Consider the following 19,812-nt stretch of genomic DNA (forward strand, 5'->3'; position numbering starts at 1 on the left):
AGAGCAAGCTCGCCGATCGGCGCGTGATCCAAGCGCCATCCGCACAGAACGACCAGGATGCCACAAAGTCCCATTCCAACCACCGAGGTGATCGTCGCCGCCGACTGCTGGCAGGACCAGCCCGACGCCGAGGACGTCATACATCGCGCCATCGTCGCCGCCGCCGAGACGGTCGACGCGGACGTCGGCGACGCCGAGATCGCGGTGATGCTGACGGACGACGACGGCATCCGCACCCTGAACAGCAATTGGCGCGGCATCGACAAGCCGACCAACGTGCTGTCGTTTCCGGCGCTGCAGCCGACCGGCCCGCGTGGCGACGACGACGCGCCGCGCATGCTGGGCGACATTGCCATCGCCTACGAGACGCTGCGGCGCGAAGCCGACGAGGAGCAGAAGCCGTTCGACCAGCACCTCAGCCATCTCGCGGTGCACGGCTTCCTGCACCTGATCGGCTACGATCACGAGACCGACGACGAGGCCGAGGAGATGGAGGCGCTCGAGCGCGAGATCCTGGCCCATCTCGGCATCCCCGATCCCTATGCCGACCGGGAGCGGACGAATTGATCATGGCCGACTCCGAACCCATTCACGACAATCCGCGCAACACGCGCAATCTTCCGGCCGTGGTGCCGGCATCCGAGCTCGGCCGCTCGCCGAGCGAGAACTGGCTTTTTCGCGCGCTGCGCAATCTGTTCGGATGGAAGGGCGGCGGATCGGTGCGCGACGACCTGCAGGTCGTGCTCGACGCCTCGACACCCGACGACATCGGCTTCTCCGCGGTCGAGCGCACGCTCCTGCGCAACATCCTCGATCTGCACGAGCGGCGGATCGCCGACGTGATGGTACATCGCGCCGACATCGTCGCGGTCAGGCGCGACATCACGCTCGGCGAGCTGATGAGCCTGTTCGAGAGTGCCTCGCATTCACGGCTCGTGGTCTACAACGACACGCTCGACGATCCCGAGGGCATGGTCCACATCCGCGACCTGCTCGCCTTCACCACCGCACAGGCGCGCGTCTCGGACGAGGTCAAGGCGCGGCGCAAGAAGCCGCTGCCGGCCGGGCTCGACCTGAAGGCAGTCGACCTCTCGATGCCGCTGTTCGAGGCCAACATCATCCGCAAGCTGCTCTATGTACCGCCATCGATGCGCGCGATCGATCTGCTGGCGCAGATGCAGGCCTCGCGCATCCATCTCGCCCTGGTCGTCGACGAATATGGCGGCACCGACGGGCTGGTCTCGATCGAGGACATCGTCGAGCAGATCGTCGGCGAGATCGACGACGAGCACGACAGCGACGAGCCGCCGGCGATCGTGCGGCAGGCCGACAACGCCTTCATCGCCGACGCCCGCGCCAGCCTCGACGACGTCCGCCGGGTGATCGGCGAGGAGTTCGTGACGGGCGAGGCCGGCGAAGGCGTCGAGACCCTCGGCGGCTATCTCGTCAACCATGTCGGCCGGCTGCCGGTGCGCGGCGAACTGATCTCCGGCCCCGGCAATTTCGAGGTCGAGGTGCTCGATGCCGATCCGCGCCGGGTCAAGCGGCTGCGCATCGCGCCGCGCAAGGAACGCCCCACGCCCCGCCCGCCGCGCGAAAGCCGGCGTCGAGACGTTGCGCCGGAAGTGACCCCGCCGGACACGGACGTCCCGGCCGAGCCGCCGCCGGCAGAGGCCGGCCCTGCGCCGGTCCATGACGATAGCAGCCCGCCAAGGGGCGACGGAGCCAGCTCACAGTGATCCGCCCATCGACGATTCGCGGCCTCGCCATCGGCGTTGTCCTGGCCTGGGGCTGGAAGCGTGCGGCGATCGCGCTCGCTGCCGGCGCGCTCTCCTCGCTGGCGATGGCCCCGTTCAACGCCTGGCCGGTACTCGCGATCACCTTCCCGGTGCTGGTCTGGCTGATCGACGGCGCCGCGGCGGGACGGCGGCGCGGCATCCCGGCTGCCGCCTTCACCGGCTTCTGCTTCGGCATGGGCTATTTCGTGCCGGGCCTGTACTGGATCGGCAACGCGTTCCTGGTCGATGCCGACACCTTCGCCTGGCTGATGCCGTTCGCCGTGCTGGGCCTGCCGGCCTATCTCGCGCTGTTTCCGGCGCTGGGCTTCGCCTTGGCCCGGTTGATCTGGACGCGTGATGCAACCCGCATCCTGGCGCTCGCCGTCTGCCTGACCGCGAGCGAATGGCTGCGCGGCCACGCGCTGACCGGCTTCCCCTGGGACACGTTCGGCTATGCCCTGTCGCAGCCGCTCGCGCTGGCGCAGGCGGGCTCGCTGATCGGGATCTGGGGCATGACGTTCCTGGCGATCGCGATCTTCGCCAGCCCAGCGGTGCTGATCGACGGCAAGACCTGGCGCGAGCGCTGGCGGGCGCCGGCCGCGGCCGCCGCCCTGCTCGTGATGATGGGCGTGTTCGGCGTCATCCGGCTCGGGCTGCATCCGACCGCCTTCGTCGCCGACCTCAAGCTGCGGATCATGCAGCCGAACCTGCAACAGGACGTGAAGTTCAACTATGGCGCCAAGGCCGACGTCATGCGCCGCTATCTGGCGCTGTCGGACCGCGCCTCCGGCCCGAACGCCACCGGTGTCCGGGACGCCAACGTCCTGATCTGGCCGGAATCGGCGTTCCCGTTCTTCCTGACCCGCGAGGCGGACGCGATGGGCCAGATCGCCGACCTGCTGTCACCGGGCACGGTGCTGATCACCGGTTCGGTCCGCGCCCCCGACGCGCCTCGCAACACCCCGATCACCCGGGCCTACAATTCGATCTACGTGATCGATCACGACGGCACCGTGCTGTCGGTCTACGACAAGCTCCATCTGGTCCCATTCGGCGAGTTCCTGCCGTTCCAGACTCTGCTGGAGCGGATCGGGCTCGAGCAGCTCACGCGGGTGCAGGGCGGCTTCATCCCCGGCACGGTGCGACGCAACCTGGACGTGCCACACGCCCCACGTGTGCTTCCTTTGATCTGCTACGAGGCGATCTTTCCGAGCGACAGCGTGCCGAGCGAAGAACGACCGGGCTGGATCGTCAACCTGACGAACGATGGCTGGTTCGGCATATCGACCGGTCCTCATCAGCATCTGCAGCAGGCGCAGTGGCGCGCGATCGAGCAAGGACTTCCATTAGTTCGATCTGCGAACACCGGCATCTCCGCAGTGATCGATCCGGTCGGCCGTATCGTTAAGCAATTGCCTCTCGGCGCAGAGGGCGTGCTGGATTCCGCGCTGCCTGTTGCGTTGCAGCCGACCGTCTATGCAAGGCTCGGCGACATTCCGGTTGCGATCCTGTTAGTGATCGCCCTGAGCACCGTCGTTCGCAGACGTGTTGCTCAAAAGCTTCCCTGACGACAGCAAGATCTCGATTCTTTCCGGGTCCGTAAGATTTTTTTTGACAAGCAAAACCCCAAGTGTTGACAGATAGCTGCTGCAATTCGCATTCTCGCGCGGCAGCATGAGCCGTCCAGTTCGTTGCTCGGCCGTCTTCGTTAGTACGACATGCGAACAGAAATTGACGGTGTGAGCGCCTGAGGCATACTGCGACCGCCTCGTTCCGAGGCCCATTCTAAGGAGTTGAGAGATGTCGACGAAAGCGCCCAACCCTGTTGACAAGCATGTCGGCAGCCGGGTGCGGATGCGCCGTATCATGTTGGGCATGAGCCAGGAAAAACTTGGTGAGGCTCTCGGACTCACGTTCCAGCAGATACAGAAGTACGAAAAAGGCACCAATCGAGTCGGCGCCAGCCGGATTCAGCAGATATCGGAGGTTCTGCAGGTCCCGGTCTCCTTCCTGTTCGAAGGGGTCCCGAGTGGCGGGACCAACGGTGAAGCTTTCGGCGAAGGCGCTTCGCCCGCCTATGTGTCTGATTTCCTGGCGACCTCCGAAGGACTGGCGTTGACCCGCGCATTCACGCGGATCCACGATTCGAAGCTTCGTCGCAGCATCGTCGACCTGGTCGAGCAGATCGCTGATCGCGAAGCTCCGGAAGAAGGCTAGCTGATGCGCCGGCGCTGACATTCCTATCGTGATCACTCTCATAGGAATGTCAGCGCCCTCGGGGGGCCATCAGCGGGGCACGTTTGCGGACGACGCGCTGGGCACGCTTCATTCCGCAGACGAATGAACCGATAGACAGGTTGGATCACGACCAATAGAGCGCGATGGCTCCCCTTCGGGAAAGGCTATCGCGCTCTAAATCTTTTTATGCACATGTGGCCTGGAACTTCGGCGTCCCGGCCGCCAACCCGCCCCGCGACGCGCCAGCGCGCCCAACCGCCTGCTACCACTTCGTAACCATCGAGAACGATTTACAAAGCTCATGACAACCAGCAGCAGCAGCCCGTTCGATAGTCGCACAATTCTCGAAGGCATCCGCCAATGGGTCGAGATCGAGACCCCGACCGAGGCGCCTGATCAGGTCAACAAGCTGGCTTCCCTTGTCGCGGATGGTTATCGGGGGCTCGATGCCACGATCGAACGGATCGCCGGACGCGACGGCTGCGGCGACCACCTCGTCGCACGGTCGTCGTGGGGACAGGACGAGCCTGGCATCCTGGTCCTGAGCCATCTCGACACGGTGCATCCGATCGGGTTCATCGCGCGGCTGCCGTTCTCGGTCGACGGCGACGTCGCGTACGGTCCGGGGATCTACGACATGAAGGGCGGCGCGTATCTCGCCTTCCACGCCTTTCGTCAACTCTGCGCAGGCGGTCAAAAATCGCCGCTCGGCATTACTCATTTGTTCGTCTCGGATGAAGAGATCGGCAGCCCGACCTCGCGCGCGCTGATCGAGGAGGAAGGCCGCAAGGCCAAATACGTCCTCGTCACCGAGCCCGCGCGTGACGGCGGCAAGATCGTGACCGGACGCAAGGGCGTGGCGCGGTTCGACGTGACGATCCGCGGCGTGCCCGCGCATGCCGGCGCGCGTCCACAGGATGGACGCAGTGCGATCCGCGAACTCGCCAACGTCATTCACGCCCTAGAAGCGCTCAACGACCCCGCCCGCGGCATCACCGTGAATGTCGGCGTCGTGCGCGGCGGAACACGTCCGAACGTGATCGCCGAGGAAGCTTATGCCGAGGTCGACGCACGGCTGCCGACGCCTGCCGATGCCGAGGAAATCCTGCCCAAGATCCTGGGGCTGACCTCGCGCAGCGATGGCGTCACGGTCGAAGTGAGCGGCGAGGTGAACCGGCCGCCTTACGTCAAGGGCAACGCCGGCGCCGCCCTGTTCGAGCATGCGAAATCGCTCGCCGACGAAATCGGCTTCGAGCTGATCGACACCTATACCGGCGGCGGTTCCGACGGCAATTTCACCGCACCGTTCACGGCGACGCTCGATGGGCTCGGCGTCGATGGCAAGGGCGCGCATACGCATTACGAGCAGATGTACATCTCCTCGATCGAGCCGCGGACAAGGCTGCTCTACCGCCTCTATCAAACGCTGCGATGAGCACCGCGATCAACATGCCCGTCGACGACGACAATCACACCGACACCGCGGCCCTGCATGGTCAGGGCTCGTTCTTCGGCCGGCGCAAGGGCCACAAGCTGCGGGCGCATCAGGCCGACCTGGTCGGCAACCTGCTGCCGCATCTCGCGCTCGATCTCGCCGCTCCCGCGGAAGCCGTGCTGCCTTCGCTGTACGATCCGCCGGTCGAGGCGCTGCGGCTGGAGATCGGGTTTGGCGGCGGCGAGCATCTTGCCGCCGAAGCAAAGGCGTTTCCGACCACCGGCTTCATCGGCTGTGAGCCCTATGTCAACGGCATGGCCAAGATCCTGTCGGCGATCGAGGCCGACAACATCGGCAATATCAGGCTGCTGGCCGGCGACGCCGCCGAACTGCTGGCCTGGCTGCCGCCGCAGTCGCTGCAGCGGATCGACCTGATCCATCCCGATCCCTGGCCGAAGCGGCGGCACTGGAAGCGGCGTTTCGTGCAGGATGCGACGATCGCCGCGATGGCGCGCGTCCTGAGGCCCGGCGGCGAGTTCCGCTTCGTCAGCGACATCGCCGACTATTGCGCCTGGACGCTGTGGCATCTGCTCCGGTCGCCCGAGTTCGCCTGGACGGCCGAGCGCGCCGACGACTGGCGTCTGCCCTGGCCGGGCTACACCATGACGCGCTACGGACGGAAGGCGACGCGCGAAGGCCGCGTCGCCAACTACCTGATCTTCCGCCGGCGCTGACCACTGCGCCGTGGGCATTCAATGCCGTGTCTTCCAGAACGCGACGACCCGCTCGGCGGTCGATGGCAGCAGGCGCGCGTAGTTGACCCTGATCGCATCGATGTCGCGCTGCGCCGGCACGCGTTTCGGTCCGAGGCGCAGCAGGATCAGTGTGTGCACGGTGCGCCAATCGAGCCCGATCATGCGCCCCAGGATCAGAAGCGGATCGTGACGATCGCCCGACATGAGCCGGTCGAGCGTCGCGATCTTCAATCCCGTCATTGCGGCGAGCGCCGCGATGACCTCCTCGTATTTGTGCTCGGATGCGAAGCCGAACAGCGCCGACTGGTCCAAGGCACCGGCTTCATACAGCGACAGGATGGTCCGCTGCGCCGGCACGAAATTGCGCGTGCTGTCTGTTGCCTGTGCCGCATCGGCGAGCTCGGCGAGGGCCTGCTTGATCCTCGCCTGCTTGTCCGGCGGCACCACATCGAACAGCCGCCGCCTGACGACATCGAGCGCACCGGCCAGCAATTGTCGCAGATGATCGTCGGAAACATCGTCGCGCCGGCCGACCGTGAGCGTCAACACGCCGTCTGAACTCGCGCGGTGGATCAGCGCGGCATAGCCGCGCGGGGAAAACGCGGCGCCGTCATTGGCAGCAGTCCGCCGCACCACGTCGCGATCACCACGGCGCACCAGCACATCGGTCATATCGGCCGACAGGCGCGTCCGCTCTGCCATCGCGAGCAGATGTCCCTGACTCTTGTCGCGCGCAATAGCGATGAGCACGGGATCGTCGAGCACGAGCGAACGGCGCAACAGCGGACCTGCCACCGCAACCTCGTCGTCGCGCGCCAGCCGGCTGACGACGGCACGGGGCGCCCTGAGGAGCCGCGACAACCGCTCCGCCAGATCGATCCGCGTCGGCAGATCCGCCAACGGGACCAGATCGATCAGGAGACCGTCGAACAGATTGATGTGCTCGGGACGCAGCTTCGTCGCATCCTCGAAGAACAGGTCGGCGATGCGGCGCGTGGCCTCGAGGCCGCGTTCAGCATGGCCCTGCCTGACGATCCCGCCGAGGCCGGGGATCAGCGCGGTTGCCGGGGTCATGACGTCTACTCGATACGCAACACGACACGTTTCCGTGCGCTCCGCTCCGTGCGGCACGACTACGGAGGCGAAAAGCGCGAACTCAGCTCATTTTTAAGCGATCTTGGTGAATGAAGGGTTAGACCCTGCGGCATTCGGCCGTTCCCGGTCGGGGAAAACGATCCGATCCGCACTCCTGGCGCGGAGCAGATTCCCAGTTCCAGGCGCCGTTTGAGCCGACACGACCCTTGCCGTCAGGCGGCAAAGCGGCTATATGAGCGCCATCAAACATCATCTCATATACGATCGCGTAGTGAGGGTGGGCCCTTCCGGACCCGCTCTTTTTTGTTACCTGGATCGCTCCGCCACGGGCGGGATCGGTCCGGTGAGCGCGATCGAACAGGCCCGACGGCCCAACCAAGCAAGACACGCGATCGACGCCTCGATGACGGAACCTACGTTCGCAACCGCTGACACCGACCTCCTGACCGAGCCCCGTCTCGTCGTTGAGCCGGGCGTCGCGGCGCGCGTCGCGGCGGTGGCTGACCCCGTGCTGCAGGGAATGGGGTACCGTCTGGTGCGGATCCGCATCTCCGGCGAGGCCGGCTGCACCGTCCAGGTGATGGCCGAGCGCCCCGACGGCACGATGCAGATCGAGGATTGCGAGGCGGTGTCGCGGGCGCTGTCGCCGGTGCTGGATATCGCCGACCCGATTGACCGTGCCTACCGGCTCGAGATCTCCTCGCCGGGCATCGACCGGCCGCTGGTCCGCCGCTCCGATTTCGAGCGCCATGTCGGGCATCTCGTGAAGATCGAGATGGCGGTGGCGCATCAGAACCGCAAACGCTTCCGCGGCATCATCAAGGGCGTCGAAGGTGACGGCGTCCGCATCACCCGCGACGACGTCGCCAAGGACCAGGATGCCGATGTCGTGCTGCCGATGACCGACATCGGCGACGCCAAGATGGTGCTGACCGACGAGCTGATCGCCGAATCCATGCGCCGCGGCAAGGCCGCCGAGCGTGAGAAGAAGCGCGAGCTTGGCATCGCACCGCCGCTGGCGCCGCACGCCAAGCCGGCGGCCCAGGCCAAGCCGAAGCCGAAGTTGAAAGACAAGCAGCCGGCCAAGAAGCCGCTGCCGACCAACACCAAGAAACATCGCCTCGCTGCCGACCGCGCGCGCAGGGGCGAGATCGATCCTGATTAGAGGAGACTTGAGCCATGGCCGTCAGCGCCAACCGGTTGGAACTGCTGCAGATCGCCGACGCCGTCGCGCGCGAGAAGTCGATCGACCGCGGCATCGTGATCGCCGCGATGGAAGACGCGATCGCCAAGGCCGCCCGCGCCCGCTACGGCAGCGAGACCGACGTTCATGCCGAGATCGATCCGAAGAAGGGTGAGCTGCGGCTGTCGCGCCACATGCTGGTGGTCGAGAAGGTCGAGAACCCCTCCAACCAGATCTCGCTGGATGATGCGCGCCGCGCCAACCCGGGCGCCCAGATCGGCGACACCATCGCGGACACCCTGCCGCCGCTGGAATATGGCCGCATCGCCGCGCAATCGGCCAAGCAGGTCATCGTGCAGAAGGTGCGCGAGGCGGAGCGCGACCGGCAGTACCAGGAGTTCAAGGACCGCATCGGCGACATCGTCAACGGCGTCGTCAAGCGCGTCGAGTATGGCAGCGTGATCCTCGACCTCGGCCGCGGCGAGGCCATCATCCGCCGTGACGAGATGCTGCCGCGCGAGGTCTTCCGCAACGGCGACCGCGTCCGCGCCTATGTGTTCGACGTCCGCCGCGAGACCCGGGGACCGCAGATCTTCCTGTCGCGCACCCATCCGCAGTTCATGGCCAAGCTGTTCGCGCAGGAGGTGCCGGAGATCTATGACGGCATCGTCGAGATCAAGGCGGTCGCTCGCGACCCCGGCTCGCGCGCCAAGATCGGCGTTGTCTCCCGCGACTCCTCGGTCGACCCCGTCGGCGCCTGCGTCGGCATGCGCGGCTCGCGCGTGCAGGCCGTGGTGAACGAGCTGCAGGGCGAGAAGATCGACATCATCCCGTGGTCGCCTGACATCGCGACCTTCGTGGTCAACGCGCTGGCGCCGGCCGAAGTCGCCAAGGTCGTCATCGACGAGGACCGCGAGCGCATCGAGGTGGTCGTCCCCGACACCAACAACCAGCTCTCGCTGGCGATCGGCCGCCGCGGCCAGAACGTCCGGCTCGCCTCGCAGCTGACCGGCTGGGACATCGACATCCTGACCGAGCAGGAGGAATCGGAGCGCCGCCAGGCCGACTTCGAGAATTCCACCCGCGTGTTCATGGAATCGCTGAACGTCGACGAGGTCGTCGGCCAGTTGCTGGCGTCCGAAGGCTTCACCTCGGTCGAGGAGCTCGCTTTGGTCGACCTCAAGGATCTCGCCGGCATCGAGGGCTTCGACGAGGAGACCGCGACCGAGCTGCAGACCCGCGCCCGCGAATTCCTCGAGCAGCAGGAAGCCGAGCTCGAGGCCAGGCGCAAGGAGCTCGGCGTCGAGGACGCGGTGAAGGACGTGCCCGGCGTCACCACCAAGATGCTGGTCAAGTTCGGCGAGAACGACATCAAGACGGTCGAGGACCTCGCGGGCTGCGCCACCGACGATCTGGTCGGCTGGACCGAGCGCAAGGAGGGGGGCGAAGCCACCAAATTCCCCGGTTTCCTCGACGGTCTCGATGTCTCCCGCGATGACGCCGAAGCCATGGTCATGCAGGCCCGCGTCAAGGCCGGCTGGATCAGTGAGGCTGACCTCGCCAAGGCCGAAGCCGAGCCCGAGAATGAGGACGAAACGACCGAAGGACAGCCCGCCTGACCCGTTTGGCTCGCCCCATGGACACCGCAATGACCCCCACCCTGACCCAGCTCGCTTGAGATGAGGAGCCGCATCACCGCATGCTCGCTTTGGCCGACCCCGAGCTCGACAATGGACCGCGGACCGAGAAGTCCGCGACCATGCGCATGTGCGCGGTCAGCCGCGAAGTGCGGCCGATCGGCGAGCTGATCCGCTTCGTCGTCGGCCCGTCGGGCGAGGTCGTGCCCGACATCAAGCGCAAGCTGCCGGGGCGGGGCTTGTGGATCACCGCCTCGCGCCAGGCGGTTGCGGAGGCGGTGCGGCGTCACCATTTCAGCCGAGGCTTCAAGACCAACGTCCGCGTCCCGCCTACCCTTCCCGAAGACCTGGAAGCCTTGCTGGCCCGCAGCGCGATCGAAGCGCTGGGGATTGCCGCCAAGGCCGGCGAGGTCGTCTCCGGTTTCTCCAAGGTGGAAGCGGCGCTGTCGCAGCGGCAGTCACGGTCGACCTTGGCAGCCCTCGTCCATGCTGCGGACGGTGCAGCCGACGGGATCCGCAAGCTCGACGCGCTGGTGCGGCCGAACGCCGAGGGTCAGGGCCAAGCCCCGACAATTCCGATCATCTGCTGTCTCACTTCGGCAGAATTGGATTTGGCACTTGGGCGCTCAAATGTGATACATGCTGCCGTGCTCGCAGGCCCGGCGAGCAGGACATTCCTGTCGCGCAGCCAGACACTGGTCCGATACCGGTCGGCCGACGCTGACAAGATTGCCGGAACCGCGGCCACGAAATCTGCTTCGACTTCGAAGACATAGCGACGAATACGCGACGATTGCACGAATGGGACGGTGCGGCAGACCCGCACGCAGGTAAACGAGATTAGGACGACTGAATGGCCGACAACAACACTCCGGGCGACAAGAAACTGAGTGTCCCGACCAAGACCTTGACGCTGAAGCCGCGCGTCGAGACTGGCACGGTGCGCCAGAGCTTCCCACATGGCCGGAGCAAGCAGGTGGTGGTCGAGAAGCGCGGCACCAAGCGCCGTGTCGGCGATGGGGCGCCCGATGCGCCGCACGCGCCGGAGCCGACCGTCGCCAAGGCGCCGACGCCGCCGCCGGCGAGCAACCGCCCGTCCGGGCCGCGGTCGTCCGGTCCACAGCGCAGCGGCTCCGGCGTCGTGCTCCGCACCCTGACAGAGGACGAGCGCTCGGCGCGCGCCAGCGCGCTGGCCGACGCCCGCGTGCGCGACATCGAGGAACGCCGCCAGGCCGAAGAGGAAGCCCGCCGCCGCGCCGAGCGCGAAGCCGCCGAACGCGCCGAGCGCGAGGCTGCCGAGGCGCGCCGCAAGGCCGAGGAAGAGCGGCACCGTCACGAAGAGGAAGCCAAGCGCAAGGCCGAGCTCGAGGCCAAGAAGCGGTTCGGTGAAGGCGAGGCGCCCCGTCCGGCGACATCCGCGCCGCAGCCCGCCGCGACCGCACCGGCCCGCTCGACGCCCGCCCCCGGCAGGCCCGTCGGCGCACCGGGCAGCCGGCCGCAGCAGATTGGTGGTCCGAGCTCGCGGCCCGGCGGCGCTCAGCCGGCGGGCGCCCGCCCGGCCGGCGCCCGTCCTGCCGCAGGCGGCCCGCTCGGCCGCGCGCCGGCGGCGGTTGCCGCCGGTCCGGACGAGGATGAGGGTCCGCGCCAGATCCGCAGGGGTCCCGGCGGAGCCGCACGTCCCGCGCCGCCGCCGAAGACCACGCACAAGCCGGGTCCGCAGAAGCAGCGTGGCCGCCTGACGGTGGTCACGGCGCTCACGGCCGACGATGTGCGCGAGCGCTCGATCGCATCGTTCCGCCGCCGCACGCAGCGCCTGAAGGGCCATGCCGCCAACGAGCAGAAGGAGAAGCTCGTCCGCGAGGTGACGATTCCGGAAGCCATCACCATCCAGGAGCTGGCGAACCGCATGTCGGAGCGCGCGGTCGACGTGATCCGTCTGCTGATGCGCCAGGGCGCGATGCACAAGATCACCGACGTGATCGATGCCGACACCGCGCAGCTGATCGCGGAAGAACTCGGCCACACGGTCAAGCGCGTCGCCGCCTCGGACGTGGAAGAGGGCCTGTTCGACGTCGTCGACGATTCGACCGACACCGAGCCGCGCTCGCCGGTCGTCACCGTCATGGGCCATGTCGACCACGGCAAGACCTCGCTGCTCGACGCGCTGCGCCACGCCAACGTGGTCTCGGGTGAAGCCGGCGGCATCACCCAGCACATCGGCGCCTATCAGGTGACCGCGCCGGATTCCGGCAAGAAGATCACCTTCATCGACACGCCCGGCCACGCCGCGTTCACCGCGATGCGCGCCCGCGGCGCCAAGGTCACCGACATCGTCGTGCTGGTGGTCGCGGCCGATGACGGCGTCATGCCGCAGACGATCGAGGCCATCAACCACGCCAAGGCGGCGAAGGTGCCGATGATCGTGGCGATCAACAAGATCGACAAGCCCGACGCCCGTCCCGAGCGCGTCCGCACCGAGCTGCTCCAGCACGAGGTGCAGGTCGAATCGCTGGGCGGCGAGGTCGTCGACGTCGAGGTGTCCGCCAAGAACAAGACCAATCTCGATCGTCTGCTCGAGATGATCGCGTTGCAGGCCGACATCCTCGACCTCAAGACCAATTCGGATCGCCCGGCCGAGGGCACCGTGATCGAAGCCAAGCTCGATCGCGGCCGCGGCCCGGTTGCCACCGTGCTGGTTCAGCGCGGCACCTTGCGGGTCGGCGACATCATCGTCGCCGGCGCCGAGATGGGCCGCGTCCGCGCGCTGATCTCGGACCAGGGCGAGACGTTGCAGGAGGCAGGCCCGTCGGTGCCGGTCGAGGTGCTCGGCTTCAACGGTCCGCCGGAAGCTGGCGATCGTCTCGCCGTCGTCGAGAACGAAGCCCGTGCCCGCCAGGTCACCAGCTACCGCGCGCACCAGAAGCGCGAGAACGCGGCAGCCTCGATCTCCGGCATGCGCGGTTCGCTCGAACAGATGATGTCGCAATTGAAGACCGTGGGCCGCAAGGAATTCCCGCTGATCATCAAGGCCGACGTGCAGGGCTCGCTGGAAGCCATTCTCGGCTCGCTGGAGAAGCTCGGCACCGAGGAGGTCGCCGCCCGCATCCTGCATGCCGGCGTCGGCGGCATCAGCGAGTCCGACGTCACGCTGGCCGAAGGCTTCAACGCCGCGATCATCGGCTTCTCGGTGCGAGCCAACAAGGAAGCGGCCGCGCTCGCCAAGCGCAACGGCATCGAGATCCGCTACTACAACATCATCTACGACCTCGTGGATGACGTGAAGAAGGCGATGAGCGGTCTGCTTGCGCCGACGCTGCGCGAGACCATGCTCGGCAATGCGCAGATCCTCGAGGTGTTCAACATCTCCAAGGTCGGCAAGGTCGCCGGCTGCCGCGTCACCGACGGCACTGTCGAACGCGGCGCCAATGTCCGCCTGATCCGCGACAACGTCGTGGTTCACGAGGGCAAGCTGTCGACGCTGAAGCGCTTCAAGGACGAAGTGAAGGAAGTGCAGGCCGGCCAGGAATGCGGCATGGCCTTCGAGAGCTACGGCGACATGCGTGTCGGCGACGTCATCGAATGTTATCGCGTGGAGACCATCCAGCGCTCGCTGTAAGTCCGAATCCTACAGAGCGCTGCAATTCGAGTGAGCAGCGATTCCGTGCAGATGCGGAATCGCTGCGCCTCTTGAACTTAACGAAGCGTCGTTGAACTCAATCAGAATGATCCTCTCGCCCGCGTCAGCGCCGGGCGACGATCCATTGGATTTTTTGAAAAATGCCTCGCCATCACCAGAGGGGAAGCGCCGCTTCCGGCGGCTCGCAGCGTCAGTTGCGCGTGGCCGAGACCGTGCGTCACGCTGTCGCCGACATTCTCAGCCACGGTGACGTGCACGATCCGGACCTGGAGGGACACATCATCACGGTGCCCGAAGTCCGCATGTCGCCCGACCTGAAGCTCGCCACGATCTACATCATGCCGCTCGGCGGACAGGATACGGACGTCGTGCTCACGGCGCTGGAGCGCAACAAGAAGTTCCTGCGCGGCGACATCGCGCGGCGCGTTAACCTGAAATTTGCACCTGACATCCGCTTCCGCGTCGACGAGCGATTCGACGAAGCGGAACGGATCGAGAAATTACTGCGAACACCCGCGGTGCAGAGAGACCTCAATTCGGATTCGGAAGAGAGCTGATGACCATTCCCCCCGAAACCGGCACTGTCGACGCGCCGAGCGCCGAACCGACCACGGCCAAGACGATCCATTCTGCCGACGGACGCCCGTTGCGCGACAACAATGATCCGCGCAACAAGCAGCGCCAAGGAAACGGTCAGGGCAACCAGCCGCGCCGCGATCGTCGCGACGTCCATGGCTGGGTCGTGCTCGACAAGCCGATCGGCATGACCTCGACCCAGGCCGTGGCGGTGGTGAAGCGCCTGTTCCAGGCCAAGCGCGCCGGCCATGCCGGCACGCTCGATCCGCTCGCCTCCGGCGGCCTGCCGATCGCGCTGGGCGAAGCCACCAAGACGGTCCCCTTCGTGATGGACGGCCGCAAGCGCTACCGCTTCACCGTGACCTGGGGCGAGGAGCGCGATACCGACGACACCGAAGGACGGGTCGTCGAGACCAGCGACAGCCGGCCGGATACCGCGGCGATCCGGGCGCTGCTGCCGCAATTTACCGGTCGGATCGAGCAGACGCCGCCGCGCTATTCCGCGATCAAGGTCCAGGGCGAGCGCGCCTATGATCTCGCCCGCGACGGCGAGGTCGTCGAGCTGCAGCCGCGCCCGGTCGAGATTCATGAACTGACCCTCGTCGACCAGCCTGACGCCGACCATTCGGTATTCGAGGCGGAATGCGGCAAGGGAACCTATGTCCGGGCGCTGGCCCGCGACATGGGCCGCCTCCTCGGCTGTTACGGCCATATCAGCGCGCTCCGGCGGACCCTGGTGGGTCCGTTTACCGAGAACGACATGATTCCGCTGGAACAGTTGGAGGCTTTGTGCAATAGAGCCGCGTCCGGTGAGGGAAGCCTCGCCGACGCACTCCTGCCCGTTGAGACCGCGCTGGACGACATCCCGGCACTGGCCGTCACTCGGGCTGATGCGGCAAGGCTCCACAGGGGCCAGGCCGTTTTGTTGCGCGGACGGGATGCGCCCAATAGTAGCGGCACAGTCTATGTCACGGTCGCAGGCCGCCTTCTGGCGCTTGCCGAAATTGGCAATGGCGAACTCATCCCCAAGCGCGTGTTCAACCTGACCGGACTGACTGCCAGCTCCGGTCGCAACGAAAGAGACTGACGATGTCGGTGACCGCAGAGCGCAAGGCGGAAATCATCAAGGCGAACGCCACCAAGGCCGGTGATACCGGTTCTCCCGAGGTGCAGGTTGCGATCCTGTCGGAACGCATCAACAACCTGACCGGCCATTTCAAGACCCACGGCAAGGACAATCACTCCCGCCGCGGCCTCCTGAAGCTGGTGTCGACCCGCCGTTCGCTGCTGGACTATCTGAAGAAGAACGACGAGGCGCGCTACAAGGCGCTGCTCGAGAAGCACAACATCCGTCGTTGAGCTTCGCTATGGAATGAGCGCGCGCGTCATTGCGCGCGTTGACGACATGATCCTGAGGACGCCGCACGCGCGGCGTTCGCTCATCCGGGATCATGCGGTCTGGCCGGATCTGGAAAGAAGCGGATACGCTCTTCGACTGATCCGACCAGGACCATGCAGTACGCTTCAGCAGCAATCCGGCCGCTGGGCGTGACGGGCAAGGTGCCCGTTATTTACGAGAAGGATGGACGCCATCCGAAATAAGAAAACCATGGCAGGATCGCAGGCCGCTGATCGCATTCCAGCGCCCCGCAATCTTGCGCATGGTTTTTTTGTTTCTGGGGAGTCCGCCTTCGATCATCTCATGAAAGAAGATACCCATGTTTACCAAGCATTCCGTCGAGATCGACTGGGGTGGGCGTCCGCTCAAGCTGGAAACCGGCAAGATCGCCCGCCAGGCTGACGGCGCCGTCGTCGCCACCTATGGCGAGACCGTCGTGCTCGCGACCGTCGTCGCCGCCAAGGCGCCGCGGGAGGGCGTCGACTTCCTGCCCCTGACCGTCGACTATCAGGAAAAGACCTACGCCGCGGGCCGCATTCCCGGCGGCTATTTCAAGCGCGAGGGCCGTCCGACCGAGAAGGAGACGCTGGTCTCCCGCCTGATCGACCGCCCGATCCGCCCGCTGTTCGTGGACTCCTGGCGCAACGAGACCCAGGTGATCGTGACCGTGCTGTCGCACGACATGGAGAACGATCCGGACATCGTGGCGCTGGTCGGCGCGTCGGCAGCGCTGACGCTGTCGGGCGTGCCGTTCAAGGGCCCGATCGGCGCGGCCCGCGTCGGCTTCGCCAATGACGAATACATCCTCAATCCGACCCTCGACGAGATGGCCGACACCCAGCTCGACCTAGTCGTCGCCGGCACCTCGGACGCCGTGCTGATGGTGGAATCGGAGGCCAAGGAGCTCAACGAGGACATCATGCTCGGCGCGGTGATGTTCGGTCACCGCCACTTCCAGCCGGTCATCAACGCGATCATCGAGCTCGCCGAAAAGGCCGCCAAGGAGCCGCGCGACGTCGCGATCATCGACAACGCCGCGATCGAGAAGGAGATGCTCGGGATCGCCGAGCAGGACCTGCGCACCGCCTACGCGATTCCGATCAAGCAGCAGCGCTATGCTGCCGTCGGCGCCGTCAAGGAAAAGGTGATGGCCTACTTCTTCCCCGAGGGGCAGGAGCCGAAATACGACAAGCTCCGTATCGCCGCCGTGTTCAAGGAGCTCGAGGCCAAGATCGTCCGCTGGAACATCCTGGACACCGGCAAGCGGATCGACGGCCGTGACGCCAAGACGGTGCGCAACATCGTCTGCGAGGTCGGCGTGCTGCCCCGCGCCCACGGTTCGGCGCTGTTCACCCGCGGCGAAACCCAGGCGCTGGTCGTGACCACGCTCGGCACCGGCGAGGACGAGCAGTACATCGACGCGCTGTCGGGGACGTACAAGGAGACGTTCCTGCTGCACTACAACTTCCCTCCCTACTCGGTCGGTGAGACCGGCCGTCTCGGCGGCACCAAGCGCCGCGAGATCGGCCACGGCAAGCTCGCCTGGCGCGCCATCCACCCGGTGTTGCCGCCGCACCACGAGTTCCCCTACACGACTCGCGTCGTGTCGGAGGTGACCGAGTCCAACGGTTCGTCGTCGATGGCGACCGTGTGCGGCTCCTCGCTGGCGCTGATGGATGCCGGCGTGCCGCTGAAGCGGCCGACCGCGGGCATCGCGATGGGTCTGATCCTGGAAGGCAGCCGCTTCGCCGTGCTGTCCGACATCCTCGGCGACGAGGACCATCTCGGCGACATGGACTTCAAGGTCGCGGGCACCGAGAGCGGCATCACCTCGCTGCAGATGGACATCAAGATCGAGGGCATCACCGAGGAGATCATGCGGGTTGCGCTGGGTCAGGCCCGCGAAGGCCGCATCCACATCCTGGGCGAGATGTCCAAGGCGCTGACCGCCGCGCGCGCCGAGCTCGGCGAATACGCGCCGCGCATCGAGACCTTCAAGATCCCGACCGACAAGATCCGCGAAGTGATCGGCACCGGCGGCAAGGTGATCCGCGAGATCGTCGAGAAGACCGGCGCCAAGGTCAACATCGAGGACGACGGCACCGTGAAGGTCGCCTCCAACGACGGCGAGGCGATGAAGGCCGCCATCAAGTGGATCAAGTCGATCGCCTCCGATCCGGAGGTCGGCCAGATCTATGACGGCACCGTCGTCAAGGTGATGGAGTTCGGCGCCTTCGTGAACTTCTTCGGCACCCGCGATGGCCTCGTGCACATCTCGCAGCTCGCCGACAAGCGCGTGCAGAAGACCACCGACGTCGTCAAGGAAGGCGACAAGGTCAAGGTCAAGCTGCTCGGCTTCGACGACCGCGGCAAGACCCGGCTGTCCATGAAGGCGGTCGACCAGACCACCGGCGAGGATCTAGAGGCCAAGCAGAAGGACGCGCCCGCCGAGGCGCGCGAAGCCGCCGGCGAGTAAAGCCGGGGCACCCTTCGAGTGAAACACAAAGGGCGGCTTTCGAGCCGCCCTTTTTTGTTGTCCTATCGGTCGCACACCCTCGCGCGTCCCAGGTCATGGCTGCGGATGCAGAGGCCAGGCCGTCACCCCGCTTCAGGTCACCCCACATGCACCATCCTGTCATCCGCCCCGCTAGCCCGGACGAATACGACGCCATCGCGAGGCTCTGGATGGAGAGCTGGTGCTCGACCGGGCTGGAGCGCCCGAGCGACACGCTGCTGAGCCTGCTGAAGGAGCGCGTGCCGCGCGAGATGGAGGGTGGCTGGAGCCTCTATGTCGCTGATGACGGCGGCCAGCTCGCGGCGATGCTCGCGATCAACGTTCCCCTGCTCTATCTCGACCAACTGATGATCGCCCCGTCGCATCAGGGCCGCTCGCTCGGCCGCCGCCTGCTCGCCTTCACCCGCGAGCTGCTGCCCGACGAGGTCTGGCTGCGTTGCGCCGAGGGCAACGAGAAGGCGTGGCGCTGGTACGAACGCGAGGGCTTCGTGCTGGAAAAGGAGCAGGCTGATCCGCTGCACGGCCGCATCATGAAATATTATCGATGGAAGCGTGGCGACCGGGCGGCGGACTCATGATCGCGGAGCGTGCAAGCGCGAGTCTTGCGCGTGTCGGCCAGAAACCGTTGCGCGCGCCTTCGCGGGCGAACTAAATTCGGGTTCCCGCTCGCTTCGTCAATCTCGAACCTCCGCCATGTCCGCACCGCTTCTGCTGATCCCCCGTCTTGCGCTCGTCGGTCTCGCTGCTGCCTTCACAACTGCGGCTTGGGCCCAGGCTCCGTCGACGATGGCAGTCCCGGCCAAGGCTGCGCCCGCCGCCAAGAAGTCCTCAGGAAAGAAGCCGGCGGCGAAGCCGATCGCCGTTGAAAGCGGTCCCTGCCGGCTGGGCGTCATTGCCGCGCTCGGCGACCAGCTCGCCGTCAGCAAGTTCGGCCTCACGGTGTTCGAAACCGAAGAGGACGAGGTCACCCTGCCGGGTTGGGGACTGGACGACCTCGCCGTGGCGCGCGTGCGTGCGGCGACCGCCGGCGATCCGACCGTGCGCAGGGTCGGCTATCCCAAAGGCGCGTTCGAGCCCTACTACCATCCGACGTCGCGCTTCCTGCCCGATCCGAAGGAGAGCCTGACCTCGATCGTGCGCAACGTCACCACGAATGCAAATTGCGAACGCTACCTCGTGGTCACCAGGTTCGAGGCGACCATTCCCAACACCACCCTGAGGCTCAGGGGCATTGGCGCTTACAATCAGGGCCTCGGATCACTCATCCGGCACTCGCACCTGTTTGCGAACGTCAACATCACGCTGATCGACGGCCATTCCTACGAGAAGATCGGCTCATTCTCGGCGGATACCGGCGCACGGCTGGCCGAGACCATGAGGCTCACCGAGGATCCCCTCAACAAGCTCGACAATGCCGACTTCCCCGAGCCTCTTGCCGCCGCAGCCACCAGCACCGTGCTACGCGAACGCCTGCGCAGCCTGGTCGCGGCGAAGCTAGATCGCGACCTGCCGAGCTACCTGAAGATCGAATGAGCCGTCGCCCGCTGTCATACGCCTCGAACGG

18 protein-coding genes are annotated in these 19,812 nt (G+C 66.1%); 16 read left to right on the top strand and 2 right to left on the bottom strand.

Going from position 1 to position 19,812, the window contains the following annotated elements; translation table 11 throughout:
• Nucleotides 1–57: 57 nt before the first annotated feature.
• The 6 genes from ybeY to ACQR1F_RS13010 all read left to right on the top strand — a co-directional run bounded on the left by ybeY (nucleotide 58) and on the right by ACQR1F_RS13010 (nucleotide 6,185).
• Nucleotides 58–567, top strand: a complete 510-nt coding sequence (gene ybeY / locus ACQR1F_RS12985) for an rRNA maturation RNase YbeY (protein WP_315803925.1) — start codon at nucleotides 58–60, stop codon at nucleotides 565–567.
• A gap of 2 nt (nucleotides 568–569) precedes the next feature.
• The gene (locus ACQR1F_RS12990) at nucleotides 570–1,739 is read left to right on the top strand and encodes a hemolysin family protein (RefSeq protein ID WP_315803926.1); all 1,170 of its coding nucleotides are present in this window, start codon (nucleotides 570–572) and stop codon (nucleotides 1,737–1,739) included.
• Nucleotides 1,736–3,346 carry an apolipoprotein N-acyltransferase gene (gene lnt / locus ACQR1F_RS12995; RefSeq protein WP_434863681.1) on the top strand — a complete coding sequence of 537 codons (1,611 nt, stop codon included), beginning with the start codon at nucleotides 1,736–1,738 and terminating at the stop codon, nucleotides 3,344–3,346. Before ACQR1F_RS12990 ends, lnt begins: the two co-directional genes overlap by 4 nt.
• 232 nt (nucleotides 3,347–3,578) lie before the next feature.
• Entirely contained in the window at nucleotides 3,579–3,995 is a 417-nt protein-coding gene (locus ACQR1F_RS13000) for a helix-turn-helix domain-containing protein (RefSeq protein ID WP_006615449.1), read from the top strand.
• 322 nt (nucleotides 3,996–4,317) lie between these two features.
• Complete coding sequence (locus ACQR1F_RS13005; RefSeq protein WP_434884987.1) at nucleotides 4,318–5,451, top strand: M20 family metallopeptidase; 1,134 nt, start codon at nucleotides 4,318–4,320, stop codon at nucleotides 5,449–5,451.
• On the top strand, nucleotides 5,448–6,185 hold the full coding sequence (locus ACQR1F_RS13010; RefSeq protein ID WP_434884986.1) for a tRNA (guanine(46)-N(7))-methyltransferase TrmB: 738 nt from the start codon (nucleotides 5,448–5,450) through the stop codon (nucleotides 6,183–6,185). Before ACQR1F_RS13005 ends, ACQR1F_RS13010 begins: the two co-directional genes overlap by 4 nt.
• An 18-nt stretch (nucleotides 6,186–6,203) precedes the next feature.
• Here the strand turns inward: ACQR1F_RS13010 and ACQR1F_RS13015 are convergent, their stop codons facing one another.
• The gene (locus ACQR1F_RS13015) at nucleotides 6,204–7,280 is read right to left on the bottom strand and encodes a DUF2336 domain-containing protein (protein ID WP_434913168.1); all 1,077 of its coding nucleotides are present in this window, start codon (nucleotides 7,278–7,280) and stop codon (nucleotides 6,204–6,206) included.
• 424 nt (nucleotides 7,281–7,704) lie between these two features.
• Between ACQR1F_RS13015 and rimP the strand changes: the two genes are divergently transcribed.
• The 7 genes from rimP to rpsO all read left to right on the top strand — a co-directional run bounded on the left by rimP (nucleotide 7,705) and on the right by rpsO (nucleotide 15,693).
• Nucleotides 7,705–8,466 carry a ribosome maturation factor RimP gene (gene rimP, locus ACQR1F_RS13020; RefSeq protein WP_316179039.1) on the top strand — a complete coding sequence of 254 codons (762 nt, stop codon included), beginning with the start codon at nucleotides 7,705–7,707 and terminating at the stop codon, nucleotides 8,464–8,466.
• A 14-nt stretch (nucleotides 8,467–8,480) separates the two neighbouring features.
• Nucleotides 8,481–10,103, top strand: a complete 1,623-nt coding sequence (nusA, locus tag ACQR1F_RS13025; protein WP_316179038.1) for a transcription termination factor NusA — start codon at nucleotides 8,481–8,483, stop codon at nucleotides 10,101–10,103.
• An 80-nt stretch (nucleotides 10,104–10,183) separates the two neighbouring features.
• Nucleotides 10,184–10,897, top strand: coding sequence for an RNA-binding protein (locus ACQR1F_RS13030; RefSeq protein ID WP_315803932.1), 714 nt, complete (start codon nucleotides 10,184–10,186; stop codon nucleotides 10,895–10,897).
• Nucleotides 10,898–10,974: 77 nt separating this feature from the next.
• Nucleotides 10,975–13,737, top strand: a complete 2,763-nt coding sequence (infB, locus tag ACQR1F_RS13035; RefSeq protein WP_315803933.1) for a translation initiation factor IF-2 — start codon at nucleotides 10,975–10,977, stop codon at nucleotides 13,735–13,737.
• Between the two features lie 161 nt (nucleotides 13,738–13,898).
• A complete protein-coding gene (rbfA, locus tag ACQR1F_RS13040; protein ID WP_315716923.1) occupies nucleotides 13,899–14,315 on the top strand; it encodes a 30S ribosome-binding factor RbfA in 417 nt (138 codons plus the stop codon).
• The gene (gene truB / locus ACQR1F_RS13045; RefSeq protein ID WP_434913170.1) at nucleotides 14,315–15,421 is read left to right on the top strand and encodes a tRNA pseudouridine(55) synthase TruB; all 1,107 of its coding nucleotides are present in this window, start codon (nucleotides 14,315–14,317) and stop codon (nucleotides 15,419–15,421) included. The genes rbfA and truB overlap by 1 nt, the downstream gene beginning before the upstream one ends.
• Before the next feature lie 2 nt (nucleotides 15,422–15,423).
• Nucleotides 15,424–15,693, top strand: coding sequence for a 30S ribosomal protein S15 (rpsO, locus tag ACQR1F_RS13050; protein WP_015663225.1), 270 nt, complete (start codon nucleotides 15,424–15,426; stop codon nucleotides 15,691–15,693).
• A 208-nt stretch (nucleotides 15,694–15,901) separates the two neighbouring features.
• Here the strand turns inward: rpsO and ACQR1F_RS13055 are convergent, their stop codons facing one another.
• Entirely contained in the window at nucleotides 15,902–16,054 is a 153-nt protein-coding gene (locus tag ACQR1F_RS13055) for a hypothetical protein (RefSeq protein ID WP_315803935.1), read from the bottom strand.
• On the opposite strand from ACQR1F_RS13055, the gene pnp reads away from it, so the two are divergent.
• The 3 genes from pnp (at nucleotide 16,053) to ACQR1F_RS13070 (ending at nucleotide 19,781) form a co-directional block, all read left to right on the top strand.
• Nucleotides 16,053–18,209, top strand: coding sequence for a polyribonucleotide nucleotidyltransferase (gene pnp / locus ACQR1F_RS13060; RefSeq protein ID WP_434913171.1), 2,157 nt, complete (start codon nucleotides 16,053–16,055; stop codon nucleotides 18,207–18,209). The two genes, ACQR1F_RS13055 and pnp, sit on opposite strands and share 2 nt — an antisense overlap.
• Nucleotides 18,210–18,355: 146 nt before the next feature.
• A complete protein-coding gene (locus tag ACQR1F_RS13065) occupies nucleotides 18,356–18,826 on the top strand; it encodes a GNAT family N-acetyltransferase (protein ID WP_434913172.1) in 471 nt (156 codons plus the stop codon).
• Between the two features lie 115 nt (nucleotides 18,827–18,941).
• Nucleotides 18,942–19,781: a hypothetical protein gene (locus tag ACQR1F_RS13070; protein ID WP_434882300.1), complete on the top strand. Its 840-nt coding sequence runs from the start codon at nucleotides 18,942–18,944 to the stop codon at nucleotides 19,779–19,781.
• The last annotated feature ends 31 nt before the right edge of the window (nucleotides 19,782–19,812 follow it).

The sequence above is a fragment of the Bradyrhizobium sp. HKCCYLS3013 genome, assembly GCF_051167615.1.
Taxonomy (GTDB): Bacteria; Pseudomonadota; Alphaproteobacteria; order Rhizobiales; family Xanthobacteraceae; genus Bradyrhizobium.